At 61.4% G+C, this 16,489-nt stretch carries 22 protein-coding genes; 14 read left to right on the forward strand and 8 right to left on the reverse strand.

Features of this window, described 5'->3' with window-relative positions:
- Positions 1-32: 32 nt before the first annotated feature.
- On the reverse strand, positions 33-1,058 hold the full coding sequence (hemE, locus tag KYK83_RS01085; RefSeq protein WP_222826898.1) for a uroporphyrinogen decarboxylase: 1,026 nt from the start codon (positions 1,056-1,058) through the stop codon (positions 33-35).
- A gap of 379 nt (positions 1,059-1,437) precedes the next feature.
- On the opposite strand from hemE, the gene KYK83_RS01090 reads away from it, so the two are divergent.
- The 9 genes from KYK83_RS01090 (at position 1,438) to KYK83_RS01125 (ending at position 7,358) form a co-directional block, all read left to right on the forward strand.
- A complete protein-coding gene (locus KYK83_RS01090; RefSeq protein WP_234003251.1) occupies positions 1,438-2,223 on the forward strand; it encodes a pyruvate, water dikinase regulatory protein in 786 nt (261 codons plus the stop codon).
- On the forward strand, positions 2,220-2,825 hold the full coding sequence (locus KYK83_RS17175) for a Maf family protein (protein ID WP_248284181.1): 606 nt from the start codon (positions 2,220-2,222) through the stop codon (positions 2,823-2,825). Before KYK83_RS01090 ends, KYK83_RS17175 begins: the two co-directional genes overlap by 4 nt.
- Complete coding sequence (gene aroE / locus KYK83_RS01095) at positions 2,822-3,676, forward strand: shikimate dehydrogenase (protein WP_346729396.1); 855 nt, start codon at positions 2,822-2,824, stop codon at positions 3,674-3,676. Before KYK83_RS17175 ends, aroE begins: the two co-directional genes overlap by 4 nt.
- Complete coding sequence (coaE, locus tag KYK83_RS01100; protein WP_222826900.1) at positions 3,673-4,287, forward strand: dephospho-CoA kinase; 615 nt, start codon at positions 3,673-3,675, stop codon at positions 4,285-4,287. Before aroE ends, coaE begins: the two co-directional genes overlap by 4 nt.
- 41 nt (positions 4,288-4,328) lie before the next feature.
- Positions 4,329-5,024: a DNA polymerase III subunit epsilon gene (gene dnaQ / locus KYK83_RS01105; protein WP_103024741.1), complete on the forward strand. Its 696-nt coding sequence runs from the start codon at positions 4,329-4,331 to the stop codon at positions 5,022-5,024.
- 78 nt (positions 5,025-5,102) lie between these two features.
- A complete protein-coding gene (gene hpf, locus KYK83_RS01110; RefSeq protein ID WP_103024742.1) occupies positions 5,103-5,672 on the forward strand; it encodes a ribosome hibernation-promoting factor, HPF/YfiA family in 570 nt (189 codons plus the stop codon).
- A 15-nt stretch (positions 5,673-5,687) separates the two neighbouring features.
- Entirely contained in the window at positions 5,688-6,152 is a 465-nt protein-coding gene (locus tag KYK83_RS01115; RefSeq protein ID WP_103024743.1) for a PaaI family thioesterase, read from the forward strand.
- 5 nt (positions 6,153-6,157) lie between these two features.
- A complete protein-coding gene (locus tag KYK83_RS01120) occupies positions 6,158-6,496 on the forward strand; it encodes a DUF1491 family protein (RefSeq protein ID WP_222826901.1) in 339 nt (112 codons plus the stop codon).
- 202 nt (positions 6,497-6,698) lie between these two features.
- Positions 6,699-7,358 (forward strand): cell wall hydrolase, encoded by a 660-nt coding sequence (locus KYK83_RS01125; RefSeq protein ID WP_222826902.1) that lies wholly within the window; start codon positions 6,699-6,701, stop codon positions 7,356-7,358.
- 56 nt (positions 7,359-7,414) lie between these two features.
- Here KYK83_RS01125 and xth read toward each other — a convergent pair whose 3' ends face one another.
- Genes xth through KYK83_RS01140 form a run of 3 tightly spaced genes read right to left on the reverse strand, consistent with a single transcriptional unit; the run spans position 7,415 to position 9,031 of the window.
- Positions 7,415-8,200 carry an exodeoxyribonuclease III gene (gene xth / locus KYK83_RS01130; RefSeq protein WP_222826903.1) on the reverse strand — a complete coding sequence of 262 codons (786 nt, stop codon included), beginning with the start codon at positions 8,198-8,200 and terminating at the stop codon, positions 7,415-7,417.
- A gap of 38 nt (positions 8,201-8,238) precedes the next feature.
- Positions 8,239-8,568, reverse strand: coding sequence for a HesB/IscA family protein (locus KYK83_RS01135; protein ID WP_103024747.1), 330 nt, complete (start codon positions 8,566-8,568; stop codon positions 8,239-8,241).
- Positions 8,569-8,599: 31 nt separating this feature from the next.
- Positions 8,600-9,031, reverse strand: coding sequence for a CBS domain-containing protein (locus KYK83_RS01140; protein WP_222826904.1), 432 nt, complete (start codon positions 9,029-9,031; stop codon positions 8,600-8,602).
- Positions 9,032-9,143: 112 nt separating this feature from the next.
- Between KYK83_RS01140 and KYK83_RS01145 the strand changes: the two genes are divergently transcribed.
- Complete coding sequence (locus KYK83_RS01145; protein WP_103024749.1) at positions 9,144-9,434, forward strand: hypothetical protein; 291 nt, start codon at positions 9,144-9,146, stop codon at positions 9,432-9,434.
- Here the strand turns inward: KYK83_RS01145 and KYK83_RS01150 are convergent.
- Genes KYK83_RS01150 through KYK83_RS01165 form a run of 4 tightly spaced genes read right to left on the reverse strand, consistent with a single transcriptional unit; the run spans position 9,431 to position 12,441 of the window.
- Complete coding sequence (locus KYK83_RS01150; protein WP_221596776.1) at positions 9,431-9,805, reverse strand: (2Fe-2S) ferredoxin domain-containing protein; 375 nt, start codon at positions 9,803-9,805, stop codon at positions 9,431-9,433. The genes KYK83_RS01145 and KYK83_RS01150 overlap by 4 nt on opposite strands.
- A gap of 16 nt (positions 9,806-9,821) precedes the next feature.
- Complete coding sequence (locus tag KYK83_RS01155) at positions 9,822-10,310, reverse strand: DUF2497 domain-containing protein (RefSeq protein ID WP_103024751.1); 489 nt, start codon at positions 10,308-10,310, stop codon at positions 9,822-9,824.
- Between the two features lie 17 nt (positions 10,311-10,327).
- Entirely contained in the window at positions 10,328-11,845 is a 1,518-nt protein-coding gene (locus tag KYK83_RS01160) for a TolC family outer membrane protein (RefSeq protein ID WP_222826905.1), read from the reverse strand.
- The gene (locus KYK83_RS01165) at positions 11,845-12,441 is read right to left on the reverse strand and encodes a protein-L-isoaspartate O-methyltransferase family protein (RefSeq protein ID WP_222826906.1); all 597 of its coding nucleotides are present in this window, start codon (positions 12,439-12,441) and stop codon (positions 11,845-11,847) included. The genes KYK83_RS01160 and KYK83_RS01165 overlap by 1 nt, the downstream gene beginning before the upstream one ends.
- Positions 12,442-12,602: 161 nt before the next feature.
- Between KYK83_RS01165 and KYK83_RS01170 the strand changes: the two genes are divergently transcribed.
- From KYK83_RS01170 to KYK83_RS01185, 4 genes are read left to right on the forward strand one after another with little or no spacing between them, the layout of a single operon-like run.
- Positions 12,603-14,120, forward strand: a complete 1,518-nt coding sequence (locus tag KYK83_RS01170) for a fumarate hydratase (RefSeq protein ID WP_430298983.1) — start codon at positions 12,603-12,605, stop codon at positions 14,118-14,120.
- Between the two features lie 60 nt (positions 14,121-14,180).
- The gene (locus KYK83_RS01175) at positions 14,181-15,416 is read left to right on the forward strand and encodes a sensor histidine kinase (RefSeq protein ID WP_103024753.1); all 1,236 of its coding nucleotides are present in this window, start codon (positions 14,181-14,183) and stop codon (positions 15,414-15,416) included.
- Positions 15,409-16,158 carry a LytR/AlgR family response regulator transcription factor gene (locus KYK83_RS01180; RefSeq protein ID WP_103024754.1) on the forward strand — a complete coding sequence of 250 codons (750 nt, stop codon included), beginning with the start codon at positions 15,409-15,411 and terminating at the stop codon, positions 16,156-16,158. Before KYK83_RS01175 ends, KYK83_RS01180 begins: the two co-directional genes overlap by 8 nt.
- Before the next feature lie 57 nt (positions 16,159-16,215).
- Positions 16,216-16,482 (forward strand): hypothetical protein, encoded by a 267-nt coding sequence (locus KYK83_RS01185; RefSeq protein ID WP_221596770.1) that lies wholly within the window; start codon positions 16,216-16,218, stop codon positions 16,480-16,482.
- Positions 16,483-16,489: the final 7 nt, after the last annotated feature.

The raw sequence follows: 16,489 nt of genomic DNA on the forward strand, positions 1-16,489 counted from the left end.
GCCCGAACATGTAATGACCGCTCACGCCCTCGTCACCCCTTGAAACTACGAACCGTCGCAATCAGCCGATCGACATGTTCGATCGGGGTGCGCCGGTCTATCCCGTGACCGAGATTGAAGACATGCGGGCGGTCTGCAAAGGCTTCGAGGATCAACCGGACGCGTGGCTCCAGCCGATCGCTGCCGGCGAGCAGCAGCAGCGGATCGAAATTGCCCTGCACGGGCATGCCGGCGGGTAATTCGCGGGCCGCCCAGTTCGGGTCGATCGTTTCATCCACTCCCACCGCCCGCACCCCGGTTTCGCGGGCGTAGGCCGGCAATTTCTCCCCTGCCCCCTTCGGGAAACCGATCACCGGCGTATCGGGATGACGCGCACGCAGTGCGGCGACGATCCGCGCATTCGGCGCAATCACCAGCCGTTCGAATTCGTCGGGTGCAAGACTGCCTGCCCAGCTGTCGAATAGCTGGACCGCTTCGGCGCCAGCATCGATCTGTCCCGAAAGATATTCGATCGTTTCGCCCACGATCGCATCCAGGATCGCGTCGAGCTTGGCTGGATCGCGATAAGCCATGGCTCGTGCATCGTGCTGGTCGCGGCTGCCCTCGCCCGCCACCATGTAGGTCGCAACCGTCCAGGGGCTGCCTGCAAAGCCAAGCATCGTCACACCATCGGGAAGTCGCTGGCGACAGCGCCGGACGGTTTCGTAGATCGGATCGTAGCGCGAACGGTCGCAGGTCAGGGCATCGAGTGCTGCATCGACCAGCGGCGGCGACAGCTTGGGACCCTCGCCCGCCAGAAATTCCAGATGTTGCCCCAGAGCGTGCGGCACGATCAGGATATCGGAAAACAGGATCGCCCCGTCGAAGCCAAAGCGGTCGATCGGCTGCAAGGTGATTTCGCAAGCCGCTTCGCTGTCGTAGGCCATGGCGAGAAAGCCGCCCTTTTCCGCCCGCAGCGCGCGATATTCGGGCAGGTAACGACCAGCCTGGCGCATGAGCCAGAGAGGCACCTGCGCACCGCGCTTGCCGTTAAGCGTATCGAGAAGAAGACCGGGCATCGATGAGTCCAATCCAATAAATAATATTATTTATATAGAGGTTGAAGGAGTCTGTTGGCCCTGTGGATTTCAGGGATAACTGGCCCCTGCCCGATTTCTCCCGCGCTGCAAAGGGCAACCTCTGCAATGCGACTCGCCCGCCGTGTTGAGTCGAGTCAAACTTATCCTCGCTGTCCCCACCCCTGCGCATAAATCGGATTTGCTGTGCGGGAATCGGCCCGTGAAAGACTCGTTTCGGGGAGGGTTTTTCGTCCCGAACTTGTCGCCAGCTTTCTCCCGTGGTTTATGCCACCCGTTCTCCACAGGCTGCAGGACCGCCAAAATCTCCAATCGCGTGCATCTCCATCTGCTGTCAGATTCGACCGGCGAAACGCTCGAAATGCTCGCCAAAGCGGCCCTCGCGCAGTTCGAGGATGCCGATGTCGTACGCCATTTTTGGCCGATGGTCCGCAGCCGGCAGCATCTCGAACGGATCCTGCCCGAGCTCAAGGGCAATCCGGGGCTCGTATTGTTCACGCTCGTCAATCTGGACACTCGCACGCGGCTCGAAGAAGCATGCGGCCAACTGGGTCTGCCCGCCGTCCCGATCCTCGACCGGGTGACGGAGGCGCTGGAGAAGGCGCTCGGCCAGGAAGCGCATGGTCGGCCGGGCCGGCAGCACGCCATGGACCAGGCTTATTTTAATCGGGTCGAGGCAATCCAGTTCACCATCGCCCATGATGACGGGATCGGGTGGGAGAACTGGGAGGAAGCGGACATTGTTCTGGCGGGCGTCTCGCGCAGTTCGAAGACCCCGACCAGCATCTACCTCGCCAATCGCGGGTACAAGGTCGCCAACATTCCGCTGGTGGTGGAAAGCCCGCCGCCGCCCAAGCTGTACGAATTGCAGAACCCGATGGTGGTGGGGCTCACGACCGCGCCCGAGCGGCTCATCCAGATCCGCCGCAACCGGCTGCTTACTCTGAACGAGGAACGGGAAACCGACTATGTCGATAACGAGCGCGTGAAGGACGAATTGAAGTTCGCCCGCCGCATGTTTGCCGATAATGGCTGGGCGGTAATCGATGTAACGCGCCGTTCGATCGAGGAAACTGCCGCCGCGATTATTCGGCTCCACAACGAACGAAAGGCGCGGGGTACGCGCCAGGGAGCAAAGCCCATATGACGAAACTCGGCGGAACCGGCATCGTGCTCGCCTCGAACAGCGCGTCGCGCAAGGCGATGCTCGAAGCAGCGGGCGTGTCGTTTACCGCGCAAGCGGCAGATGTGGACGAGCGCGCGCTCGAAGCGGAGATGGACGATGCCGACCCCGCCGAGATTGCACAGGCGCTGGCCGCGGCGAAGGCAGCCTCGGTTTCCGCAATCCGGCCCGGCGATCTTGTGCTGGGATCGGATTCGCTGGTCGAGATTGATGGCAAGCGGTTCGACAAACCCACCAGCCGCGAGAACGCGGCAGACCATCTGCGGTCTTTTTCCGGTGGGGTGATGACATTGCACAGCGCTGCAGCGCTGGCGCGTGATGGCCAGATCCTTTGGGTCGGGTCCGACTTTGCAAGGTTGCATGTGCGTGAATTGAGCGACGCGTTCATCGAAATCTATCTCGATGCGGAATGGCCCGCAGTAAGCCAGTGCGTTGGCGTATTCCGTATAGAAGGCCCGGGCGCGCAGCTCTTCGACGGTATCATGGGAGACCAGTTCACCGTGCTGGGGATGCCCCTGCTGCAGGTGCTCGATGCCTTGCGGGAAGAAGGCGCCTTGCTGTCGTGACGCGCCATGCCGAGGTGATCGGCGATCCGATCGCGCAATCCAAATCGCCCGCGATCCACGGTTTCTGGATAGAACGGCTGGGGCTGGACGCCGATTATCGTGCGACGCAAGTCGATGCGGGCGGACTTGCGGACTATGTTGCAGACAGGCGCACGGCCTCGGATTGGTGTGGATGCAATGTTACCATGCCCCACAAGCAGGCAATCATGCCACTGCTGGACCGCCTCGAACCACTGGCAAAGCAGGTTGGCGCGGTGAACACCGTCGTAAAAGCGGCTGATGGAAAGCTGGTTGGGCGCAATACCGATGTGGCGGGATTTCTCGAACCCTTGACCGATCGACTTCGCCAGCAGCATTATTTCCGCATGGCGCGAGTAATCGGAACAGGCGGCGCTGCACGGGCGATCGTTTCGGGTCTCGCAAGAGAGGGCTTCACCCTCGTCGTCGCGGGACGGGACCGGGCCAAGGCCGACGCCCTGCTGGAGGAACTGGACCCAAGCGGGGAACACCATGCAGCACAGATCGACCACTTTGCTGCGGCCACGGACTTCGTCTTCGACGACCGCAAGGGCTGCTGCGATCTGGTCGTCAACGCTTCGCCCCTGGGAATGAAAGGCAAGCCGCCGCTGCCCTTCGACTGGAGTCATGCTCCGCCGGGTTCGATTGCTTACGATATCGTCACGGACCCCGTGGATACACCATTTTTGAAATCCGCTCGCGAAGCCGGGTTCGAGACCATCGATGGACTGGCGATGCTGATCGGGCAGGCGGCCGCAGCATTTACGCACTTCTTCGGAATAGAGCCGCCGCGTGAATTCGATGAGGAATTACGGGAAAGACTCATCGCATGAGCCGCCCCCTCATCATCGGCCTTACCGGCTCAATCGGCATGGGAAAATCGACCGTAGCGGCCATGTTCGAGGCTGCAGGGGTGCCCGTATTCGATGCCGATGCCGAAGTGAGGGCCATGCAGGGACCCGGCGGCGAACTGGTTGCTGCCATTGAGAATGCGTTCCCCGGCACTACGGAAGAAAGCGGCGTTTCGCGCGAAATGCTCGGCGCGCTGGTCTTCGGCAATGCCGCACAATTGGCTCGGCTGGAATCCATCGTCCACCCCGCCGTCGCACAGAAGCGTCAGGCCTTCATGATCGAACATTCGGGAGCGCCGGTCGTCGTCTTCGACATTCCGCTCCTGTTCGAGAAAGGTGGCGCCGCTGCAGTGGACCGGGTGGTGGTCGTTTCGGCATCGGCTGAAAAACAGCGCCAGCGGGTTCTTGCCCGGCCCGGCATGACCGAGGAAAAATTTACCCAGATCCTCGCCATCCAGACTCCCGACAGCGAAAAGCGCGAGCGGGCGGACCATGTGATCGATACCGGCACCAGCCTTGCCGAGACGGAAGATGCGGTCCGCATGCTGATCGAGGAATTGAAGTCAGCGCCAAGGCGGCAAGGCTCGCTGTAACCCCCTTGTAATCTGCGGTCACGGGGCCGATAGAAGTATGGATGCGTGAGATCGTATTCGATACCGAGACAACCGGCCTGGATCCCAAGACGGGGGACCGAATGGTGGAGATCGGCTGCATCGAGATGGTCAATCTCGTGCCGACGGGCGCAACATATCACGCCTATTTCAATCCCGAACGCGACATGCCGGCCGGCGCCGAAGCCGTTCATGGTCTTTCGGCAGCATTCCTGTCGGACAAACCACTGTTTCGCGAAGTGGCGCAGGAATTGCTCGACTTCATCGGGGATTCGCCGCTTGTCGCGCATAATGCTGGTTTCGATTTCGGCTTTCTCAATGCGGAACTGGCCCTGATCGCCATGGAACCGGTGTGTACGACGCGCATGGTCGACACGGTGGCTATTGCGCGCAAGCGTCACCCGGGTGCCAAGCTTTCGCTCGATGCGCTGTGCAGCCGCTACGGGATCGATCGCAGCCACCGGGTCAAACACGGCGCGCTGCTCGATGCCGAGTTGCTGGCGCAGGTCTATGTAGAACTGAAGGGCGGCCGCCAGATCGGATTGGAACTGGCAGCTGAAGCGGCGATGGCCGAGATCGCCGGCGAGCAGACTATCGTTGCGGTGCGAAAAGCTCCCACGGGGCCGCGGCGCGAACCGCGTCCGCATTTCGCCAGCCAGGCGGAACTTGCGCGGCATCGGGAATTCATGGCGGGAATCGAAAATCCTCTTTGGGGCTAGATTCCCGGCAGGTGGAAACCGGCAGACGGGCCGGAGAGTTGGGATCGCACGGGGGACGATAAAGGAGAAAACGACAAGATGGACATTCGCGTTTCCGGCCACCAGATCGACACTGGCTCCGCCCTGCAGGAACATGTCGACGATCGACTGAACTCCATCGTCGATAAATATTTCAACCGCGCAATTTCATCGCACGTCACCTTCGGCAAGGGGCCGGGTGGCGCCTTTACCTCCGATATCGTGACGCATGTGATGCAGGGCCTCATCCTGAAGGGTCATGCAGAAGCGCATGATGTGCATCAGGCATTCGATGCCGCCGCGAGCAAGATCGAAAAGCAGTTGCGCCGGTACAAACGCCGGATAAAGGACCGTCACGAACAGGCCGCCCACGCGGTGCGCGAAACGGAAGCTGCCTATACGATCCTGGCAGCGCCCGAACCCGACAATGACGAGGAAGTCACATCGGACAGCCCGCCCATCGTCGCCGAAACCAAGGCCATGATACCCGAATGCAGCGTTGCCGATGCGGTCATGCTGCTGGATCTGCAGAACGCCAATGGTCTGCTGTTCAAGAATGCCGGTAGCGGGGCCCACAATATGGTCTATCGCCGGCACGACGGGTCGATCGGCTGGGTCGAGCCGCGCTAGGGGAGAGAGGGAGCAATGACCGGGGCCGCATCCAGCGGGGCACAGCGCCATCACCGGGCGCTGGAAAGCCTCTACGCTTCGGCGCCGGTCAATGCGCTCTTCGCATCCCGCCTCGAAATCACGGGCGAAGGGGCTGCGCGCATTACCTTCAACGTGACCGAAGACGTCTATCACGCCGCTGGGGCAGCCCACGGCACGATCTATTTCAAGATGCTCGACGATGCCGGCTTCTATGCAGCGAACACCTTCGTTTCCGACCGTTTCCTGCTGACGACATCGTTCAATCTCCATTTCACCAAGCCGGTGCGGATCGGCGAAGTGGTCGCGGAAGGGCGCTGGGTGAGCGGGCGCAAGCGGGTATTCGTGGCGGAATCGCGGCTGGTCGACGCCGAAGGCGACGAGATCGGCCGGGGAACCGGGACATTCATGCGCTCGCACATCCCCTTGTCCAGCCTGCCCGGTTATCTGGCCGAAGGTTGACGGCGATGTCCGATGCCCGCCTGCCTGCGCATCTGGAAGTATCCGGCCTCGTGCGCACCGTGGAGTCGGCGGGCGGCTTTGGAATGGTTATCCAGAAGGGGGAAAAAGACGCGGGCGTCATCCTCGTATTAACCACACATAATGGCGCGAATACAATGCTCTGGGAGCGTATGCCGCAGCGTGACGGCTCCCGCGCCTTCACTTGCACCCGTGAGCAAGATACTGAAAACAAAACCGATTTTGATGAGTATATTACCCGCAGACGCAATTCCGACCCGGATTGCTGGGTGATCGAGCTGGACGTCGAAAACGCAGAACGCTTCATCGCACAGGGCGCGCATTAACTTGACTTGATTGCAATTGAGACTATTTGGCCGCTCAACTTCGATGCGCAGGCGGCGTAGGACGGCAATGGGGTCGGTACGCATGCACGCAGACGGGGGGTGGTCGGCAGGCCAGTAAACGGATCCGCATTTCAGGACGCAACCAACGCGCCAAGGACCCCGACCTGCGACAGACTGCCAACCGCTTAGTTGTCAGTGACAAATGATTCGCAAGACTACCGGTTTCACCGCGATTATCGCGGCAATTACCCTTACTATTCTTGCCGGAGCCGAAGGTTCCGGGGCCAATGCCCAGGTTGCGGCACATGCAACCGATCAGAATGCTACCGAGGCACAGCTTACCGAAGAAGTGGTGCCCGTCTTCGTAGAGAAGGCCGTAGTGCAGGAGCTTCCCGGCGACGCGGAACTCCCAGCTGAAGATTCAACCGATTCCGCCTCCAGTGCCAGCAGTCTGCGCGAACTGGTTTCGACCATACCCACCGCGGGCCGGCTCTCCGACGAGCTGCATTGCCTTGCCGGTGCCGTCTATTTCGAGGCACGCGGCGAACCGCTCGAAGGTCAGCTTGCGGTCGCTCAGGTAATCGTCAACCGCGCCGAAGATCGCCGGTTCCCTTCCAGCTATTGCGGTGTGGTCTACCAGCGCTCGCAATTCTCCTTCGTGAAGGGCGGCCGCATGCCCAAGGTCCGCACCGGCTCGGCCGCGTGGAAACGGGCAGAAGCGATCGCTCGCATTGCCCATCGCGGTCTGTGGGACAGCAAGGCGGGCGACGCGCTGTTCTTCCATGCAAATTACGTGCGACCGCGCTGGAGCCACCGCAAGGTCGCCCTCGCCACCATCGACACGCATGTCTTCTATCGCTGAGCGGCTGTAACGTCTGTTGTGCAGGGGAAGCCCGAACAGGGCCCCCTCGCGCAGCCTCAGTCCCGCAGGTCCACCCAGACCGGGGTATGGTCGCTGGACTTTTCCCTGCCGCGATAGGCCTTGTCGACACCTGCGGCCGTCATGCGGTCGGCCAGTTCGGGCGACAGCAAGAGATGATCGATGCGGAAGCCGTGGTCACGCTGCCAGGCGCCGGCCTGGTAATCCCAGAAGGTCCACACGCCGCCGCGGGGGTTGAGCGTGTCGATCGCATCGGTCCAGCCATCGGAAAGAAAGCGCGCATAGTGATCGCGTGATTCGGGTTGCATCAGCGCATCGTCCGCCATGGACCGGACGGACCAGACATCCTTGTCTTCGGGGATGACATTGAAATCGCCGAGGACGAGCGCCGGGACTTCCTCGTCCCAGATTTGGCGTGTCCGCTCGCGCAGCTTTTCCATCCAGACCAGCTTGTAATCGAACTTGGGCCCCGGATGCGGATTGCCATTGGGCAGGTAGAGGTTGCAGATCCGTACGCCGTTCACGTCGGCTTCCAGATAGCGGGCCTGTTCACCCTCCCCTTCTTTCGGGCCGTCGATGCCGAGGCCGCGCTGTATTTCCTTGGGCTCTACACCGTCGGCCAGAATGGCCACGCCGTTGAAGCCCTTCTGGCCATGCCAGATGGCTTTGTAACCGATCGCCTCGAATTCGTCCGCGGGGAAGCCTTCGTCCATCGTCTTGATTTCCTGCAGGCAGGCGACGGTCGGACGGGTTTCCTCAAGCCATTCCTTGAGACGAGGCAGGCGGGCCTTGATACCGTTGATGTTGAAGCTGGCGATACGCATGGCGGACCTGATGCCCGAAACGCCAGCGCGGGTCTAATCTAAATGCCGAAGCTGGAACCGCACCCACAGCCGGCAGCCGCCTGCGGGTTTTCGACCCGGAACGCGGCTCCGCCCAGCGATTCGACGAAATCGACGGTGCTCCCCGCCACCAGGTCGAGACTGACGGCATCGACCACCAGTTTCACGCCGGCATTCTCGCTGATCGAATCCTCGTCGTCCATGTCTTCGGCGAGCCCGAACCTGTACTGGAAACCCGAACAGCCGCCCCCTTCGACGGACAGACGCAGAATCGCAGGCTTGGCCTGCTTTTCGGCGATTGCCGCAATACGGGCAGCGGCAGCGTCGGTCAGGGTGGGTGCTGTTGTCATGGCCAGGATGTAGGTTGTCCCGAGCCCGGTCTCAAGCGGTGCGAATATATTCGCGCATGGCTTCCGCCTCGTGCTGGATCTCGTCCAGACGTGCCTTGACCAGATCGCCGATCGAAATGAACCCGCACATCGTCTCCCCGTCGACAACAGGCAGATGGCGGATCCGGCGCTTCGTCATGAGTGCCAGCGCATCGAGAACGGTCGCCGATTTTTCGACGGTGATGGCCGGGGCGGTCATTACCTCGCCGATCGGGCGCTCGAGGCACGCATCGCCTTCGTCGGCCAGACGATAGATCACGTCGCGCTCGGAAAAGATGCCGACGATTCGGCCGCCTTCCATGATGGGGACCGCGCCGATGCGTTTCGATGCAAGGAGCGCGATCGCTTCGCGGACCGGCGCGTCCACAGTCGAGGATATGACGTTCGAACTTGCCCGCCCCTCGATCAGTCGGCTGATTTCCATGCGAGATCTCCTCCGTTGCTGTTCACCTAGAATGCCAGTTTCACAGGCAAAAAGCGAATCGGAAGCAGGCGGGCGTTGAATCGCGGTGCGATGACGGCCATGTGCGGTGGCGATGGTTCAGAAATCTCCCCTCGACGATCCTGAACAGGCTGCGTTTGCCTGGGCGCGTTATCGGCGGATCATGCGGTTCATGTTCCTGCTGACTGTCGGCGTCGTCGCCATCGCCCTGGCCCTGCTGTACAAATATGGACACGAGGAAATCTCGATCCATTATTACATCGCATCTGCCCTGGGGATCGGGTTCACCATGCTGCTGACCAGCGCATTGATGGGCCTGGTTTTCCTGTCGTCCGGGACGGGTCACGACGAATCCATCGAAGACCGTCTTCGCGACGACGATTAATCGGCCGGGCGCAGCCGGTATTCTTCGACCGGGACGCCAGCGATCAGATGGCGCTGGATGATCGCCTCGAGCACCTCCGGTCCGCAGGAATGGTACCAGACGTTATCGGGCCAGACGACTGCAATAGGCCCGGCTTCGCAGATCTGCAGGCAATCGGCCTTGGTCCGCTGGACTGTCCCTTTGCGCCCGACAAGGCCAAGATCCTTCAAACGTTTCTTGAGGTAGTTCCAGGCTTCCTTGCCTTCTTCGCGGCGGCAGCATTTCTGCTTTTCCGAAATGGCGCACAGGAAGATCTGACGCTCTGCTGATGCGCCACCGGTTTTCGCCAGCGCCTTTTCGGCCTTGCGCGTGGATTTGGAACTGGCGGTCAAAGGGAGACTGATGGCCTTAACTGCGCTTGCCGGCGATCCGCGCGATTTCCGCCTTCACCAGGTCTTCGACCATGCCAGGCAAATTGTCGTCCAGCCACTGGGCAAGCATCGGTCGCAGCATTTCCCGCACCAGACCTTCCAGCGACGTTTCGCCGGACCGTACGATCTGCGGCTGCTTACCGGGCTTGGCCAGCATCGCCAGAGCAGCGAAATTCTGCCGCATCGCGTCGCGTGTATCGCCGCGAGTCAGCGCGTCCGTATCGGAATCGGCGCTTTCGCCATCATCGCCGGAGGTTGCAGATGCATCGTCGAGCGCGATCTCTTCGGCCAACTCGAGGACTTCGTCCGTTTCGCATTCGTCAGACGGGGATGCGCGTTCTTCGGTACTTCCGGTCGAAGAACGCCGACGGCGCTCGAGGATCATGCCTTCGCGATTGTCGCGTGCGATGACCTTCTTGATCGAGTCCAGAATTTCTTCGACCGACGGTTCACCCTGTTGCTGCATTGTCTGTCAGGCCCCTGTTAACGAATCGGTTCTTCCCGATTCGGTACACGAACGCGATAGCCTGATTCCAGAGTGTTTTCACCATCGGTCGGATAGCTTGCGTCCGGCGCAGGCACGTCGACTGTGCGGGTCGCTTCGGCTTCAGGGTCCGGATCGCGGTCCCAATCCCAGATCTTGCCGCGGACGCGTTCGTAGTTGAGCGCCGGATTATACAGCATTCCTTCGCCCATCAGGTTAAGGTCGCGCGCTTCAGCCCGGCCCATGGCGGCAAGCAGTGAAAAGCCCGCAACATAGGCGTTTCGTCGGGCCGTCACGAGCTGCACGCGCGCGTTCAGCAATTCCTGTTCGGCATTCAGCACGTCGAGAATCTGGCGCGTACCGATCGAATTTTCCGCTTGCACGCCTTCCAGGCTGAGCGATGCGGCATCGACGGCCACCTGGCTGCTATCGATCACCGCCAGCGATGCCTGCCAGCTTGCCCACGCGGCGCGAACCTGCGCGATCACGTCGCGTTCGGTAGCGATGACCTGTTCCAGCGCGGCCGACTCGCGAGCCTGCGCCTGCCTTTGGCGCGCCGCGGGCAAACCGCCCTGGAAGATCGGGATGCTCAGACGGACGCCGGCATTGGATGTTGTTTCGGATTGCGACACGCCGGCCAGATTGCCGCCCAGCGTGCCCAGATAATCGGTGTAATTGCCGCCGGCAAAAACCGACACACGCGGGGTTCGTCCCGATCCCGCCACCTCGCTGTCGAAACCCGCGGCTACGGCGCGTTCCTTGTCGCCGATCAGGTCGGGATTGTTGGCCAGCGCCACATCGACCGCTGTTTCCACGTCAGCGGGGATGCCCGGAAGGTCGGGGGGCGCCTGCAAATCCTGCGGCGCCTCGCCCACCAACCGAATGTATGTTTCGCGGGCGCTGATCAGGTTCGACCGCGCGCTTTCCAGATCGCTCTGCGCCAGCGCGAGCCGGGATTGCGATTGCGCCACGTCGGTGCGCGTTAGATCGCCTATTTCGAACCGGTCGCTCGTGGCCCGAAGATTGACGCCCAAGACTTCGACCTGATTGGCCGACAGCGACACGATCGCTTCGTTGCGCAAGACGTCCATGTAAGCGGCGACGACCTGGCTGAAGACCGAACTTTCGGTTGCACGCAGATCGGCTTGTCCGGCCGAAACGCGCTCCTTCGCTGCCTTCAGGGAGTTCTTGACGGCGCCACCCGAATAGATCGGTACTTCTAACGTGGGGCCAATCTGGACCACTCGATCAGGTGCGGCGAACTGGACGGCGCTCTGCTTGAGAAATTCGGTGTAGGCGCCCGCCACGCTGACGGTGGGCAGGCCTTGGGCGCGCTGGATCGGTACTTCTTCGTCGGTCGCGCGCTGACCTGCTCTTGCTGCCAGCAGGATCGGGTTGTTTTCGTAAGCGCTGGTCAGCGCTTCCTGCAGTGTGTCTGCCTGCGCAGGGTTGGATGCCGCGAGCGCGAAGGCACTCGCCCCGATGCCCAGAACACTGACAAACCCGGCGCGGCGCATCAAAAGCTCCAGCTTTGTGGCCGGTCGAACGCGCCGAGCCGCGGAATTCCCATTTCGGCGAGTGGAAGCAGTGCCAGCGCCTTGCCGGACTTGCGCCCGGTGGCGAGCCGCGTGACCCCCCGTTCGACCATGCCGGTAACGACACGGCCGCCTTCTTCGACCATTTTGGCCAGCGCCGCGGGCACATGCTCGATCGCGCCATCGACCAGGATAAGCGTGTACTTTCCACGCTTGTCACCGTTGGCGGCTTCTTCCGGAGTGATCACATCGACTTTGCCGGCGAGCGGTGTGACCAGCGCCGGCAGATATCCGCTACCGGCGTCCACGATCAGAACCCGGTCGTCCAATGCCGGCCGCGCTTCTGCCAGCATTGCACCATGAAACAGGGGAGCGGGCAGGAAGCCGCCACCTTCAAGGCGGATGGCTCTATCCATATAGGCCGTAGCCTTTGCGCTTTCAGGTACGAAATCTTCGCGCGGAACGGCCTTCATACGATCGAGCACGAAAGTCTCGTTCACGCCGCTCGTGCGCAGCTGGCTATCGATCATCGCCTTCCGGGCGGCGGCATAATCGGGGCGGGTAGAGGTCAATGTCATGGTCATTCCGCGAACTGTATTACATCAATAATACGCTTGTGCAAGCATCAGATGCCTTTAGGCGCATGGCCGGTTTGGGCCAAGCGCTTTGACCGATGGCCGGTAACGCGCCTATCGGGGAGCGCAAATCTGCAACATGGGAATTTGCGGCGATGAGCGACATGACTGTCATCAGCGAAAACGACCTTATCGAGAGCGTCGCCGACGCCCTTCAGTATATTTCTTACTACCACCCGATGGATTACATCCGCGCCCTGGGCGATGCCTACGAGGCCGAGAAAGGCCCTGCGGCAAAGGATGCAATCGCCCAGATCCTGACGAACAGCCGCATGTGCGCCGAAGGGCACCGGCCGATCTGTCAGGACACCGGTATCGTCAACGTCTTCGTCAAGTGGGGCATGAACTGCCGCCTCGACAGCGAACGCTCCTTGCAGGAGGTCGTCGATGAAGGCGTTCGCCGTGCCTACAATCATCCGGACAACAAGCTGCGCGCGTCGATCCTTGCCGATCCGGCGTTCACGCGTCGCAATACACGCGACAATACGCCGTGCGTGCTCTCGGTCGAGATGGTCCCCGGCAATTCGATCGGCGTCGACGTGGCAGCCAAGGGCGGCGGCAGCGAGAACAAGTCGAAGTTCAAGATGATGAACCCGTCGGACAATATCGTCGACTGGGTGCTGGAACAGATCCCCTCCATGGGCGCGGGCTGGTGTCCTCCGGGGATGCTGGGCATCGGCATCGGCGGGACCGCGGAACATTGCATGAAGCTTGCCAAGCAGAGCCTGATGGATCCCATCGACATGGGCCAGCTCAAGCAGCGCGGCGCGCAAAGCGATATCGAACAGCTGCGCATCGACATATTCGATGCGGTCAATGCCATGGGTGTAGGTGCGCAGGGGCTCGGCGGTCTCTCGACCGTGCTCGACGTGAAGATCCTGGACGCGCCATGCCATGCTGCCGGCAAGCCGGTGGCGATGATACCGAACTGTGCCGCCACACGGCATGCGCATTTCACGCTGGATGGCTCGGGGCCGGCCTATCTCGAGCCGCCCAGGCTGGACGAATATCCGCAGGTGACATGGAAGCCGGACGCCGCGGCCAAGCGCGTCGATCTCGACTCCCTGAGCCCGGAAGAAGTCGCCAGCTGGCAGCATGGCGACCGCCTTCTCCTGTCGGGCAAGATGCTCACCGGGCGCGATGCGGCGCACAAGCGGATCAAGGACATGCTCGATGCCAGCGAGCCGCTGCCGGTCGATTTCAAGGGCCGCGCCATCTATTACGTCGGCCCGGTCGACCCCGTCATGGGCGAAGTCGTCGGCCCCGCCGGCCCCACCACCGCCACGCGTATGGACAAATTTACTGAAACGATGCTCGACCTCGGCCTCCTCGCCATGATCGGCAAGGCGGAGCGTGGCCATAACGCAGTCGAGGTGATCAGCAGGTTCAGGGTGGCTTATCTGATGGCAACCGGCGGCGCGGCCTACCTCGTCAGCCGCGCCATCAAGGGCGCCAGGGTCGTCGCCTTCGAAGATCTCGGCATGGAAGCGATCTACGAATTCGAGGTCGAGGACATGCCTGTCACCGTAGCGGTCGATGCCGCGGGCAATAATGTCCACACGCTTGCCCCGGCAGAATGGCGTCGCCGGATCGCCGAAGGGGAATTCGAGCCTGCCGAATAGCAGGCCAGTCGACCAACCACACAGGGCTGTCGACCGCGGCTCTGGCAATTGCGGGAGCGAATGGGCACACGTTCAATCGTGTCGACCAATGAACCCCAGATAAGTCCCGATGACGAGCCCGTACCGGTAAAGGTCGTGTTCGCGTCCATGGTCGGCGTGTGGCTGTGCTATTTCCTGCTCATCACCTTGCGCGGCGCGATCGTCGGCCTCGAATTCCAGGATGAGCTCCTGTGGCGCCGTGCCCTCGTGTGTCTGATCGGGGTAGGCGTCACCGCTTTGCTCTGGCTATGCCTGCGCGTCGTCGAGCAGCGATCACTCGGCATCAAGATCGCGGTGGCGCTTATCGCTTCGATGCCGGGCGCGATCATGATCGCGCAGGCCAACCGCTGGGTCTTCGATTCGATCGAGGAGAAGGTCGAGCAGCAGATGGGCAAGGATCGGGGGATCGCTCTCAGGCGCGACGATGCCGGTAATCTCCTGATCGACCTTCCGCGCACGCAAATGAACGAGGATGTCGAGGACGTGCTGCCCCAGAGCGTGTTGATTGCGCCGGCGCCGACGGCGCTCGACCAATGGAAGATGACCTTCGATCTCGCGATCGGGCGCTACTTCCTGCTGCTGGCATGGGCCGCGCTGTTTCTCGCCTTGCTCGCAGGGGCGCAGGCACGCGCTGCCGAACGCCGGGGCGAGCGCTTCCGCAGCGCGGCAAAGGCGGCCGAACTGCGCTCGTTACGATATCAGGTGAATCCGCATTTTCTCTTCAACACCTTCAATTCGCTGTCCGCACTGGTGATGACCGGCAAGGCCGAACGGGCGGAACAGATGATCCAGACAATCTCCCGTTTCTATCGCCACAGTCTGGCCGACGATTCGACCGGCGATGTGACCCTCGAAGACGAGATCGATCTGCAGGAGCATTACCTCGAAATCGAATCGGTTCGTTTCCCCGAAAGGCTTCGGGTCAGGGTCGATCTTCCCAGCGAACTTGCAGGCTACAAGGTGCCAGGCATGATCCTGCAGCCCCTTGTCGAAAATTCGGTCAAATACGGCGTTTCGGTTTCCAGCAAGCCCGTGACGATTTCGATTACCGCACGCGAAGAATACGGGCGCCTCGTACTGACGGTGAGCGACGACGGTCCGGGAAGCGCGGGCGATAAGCATGGGTTCGGTATCGGCCTGGCGAATGTGCGGGATCGGATAGAGGCGCGCTTCGGCAACGCCGCAACGATCGTGTCTGGTGCAACGCTGACCGGCTATGAAACCGAACTGAGACTACCGATGGTGAAGCATGGCTGAAAATCCGGTCGAAACGCTGAAGACGCTAATCGTCGATGACGAACCTCTGGCTGTGGAGCGGATGCAGGTCATCTGCGCCAAGATCCCCGCCATTCAGGTCGTCGGCACGGCCAGCGACGGGGCGCAGGCGCTCCGGCTGGTCGATGCCCTCAAGCCCGACCTTATTCTGCTCGACATGACTATGCCGGAAGTGGATGGTATCTCGGTGGCGAAATCATTGGCCAAACAGACGGAGCGTCCGGCCGTGGTTTTCGTGACGGCACATGACAATTACGCAGTCGAAGCCTTCGATCTCGATGCGGTCGATTATGTGCTGAAGCCGGTGAAGCCTGAAAGGCTGGAGCGGGCGGTGTCACGGGCCGCAGGGCGGCGCGGTGAAGGAAGCAGGTCGGAAAGCGCCTGGCTGGATGAGCTATGGATTCCGCATCGTTCCGAACTCATTCGCATCGCGACGTCGGAAGTCGATCGGATCGATGCCGAGCGCGACTACGTCCGCCTGCATGTCGGTAGTGACGACGCTGCCAGGACCTATCTCCTGCTGCAAACCATCGCGGGCCTGGAAAAACGGCTCGATCCTGCCAAATTCATTCGTATCCATCGGTCCACCATCCTTCGCAAAGATCGTATAACGGGCCTGCGCCACGACGGTCTTGGCGTGTGGTCGGTCGAACTGGACGATGGCGAAACCCTGCGTATCGGGCGGACCTATCTGCCAAAGGTCAAGGCAATGGCCGGGCGCTAAGGCTCGCGAAAAGAAGGGATTTGGCAGCACGGTCCGGAATGGCCTAGAACGTCCGTCATGCTGCTTGGCATCCTATTTGTTCTCGGCACCGTGAACTTTGCGGTTCACAAGGCGGTTCTGGAATCGAACCACCCGATGCTCGATACTCTGCCGCAATCTTTCACTGCGAACGGCGGAAAGCTGTCCCTAGTGATAGAGTTCTGCGTGCTGATTGTCGCAATGGCCCTGAGCGATAATGGCTGGCCCGCTGCAGCATGGGTCTATGGCTGTTATAGCGCGCTCAACGCGGTAACGGCATGGCTGCTACTCAACGGTAGAGTCTGAGCGTCGG

Origin of the sequence: Qipengyuania pacifica (assembly GCF_019857205.1) — a bacterium.
Taxonomy (GTDB): Bacteria; Pseudomonadota; Alphaproteobacteria; order Sphingomonadales; family Sphingomonadaceae; genus Qipengyuania; species Qipengyuania pacifica.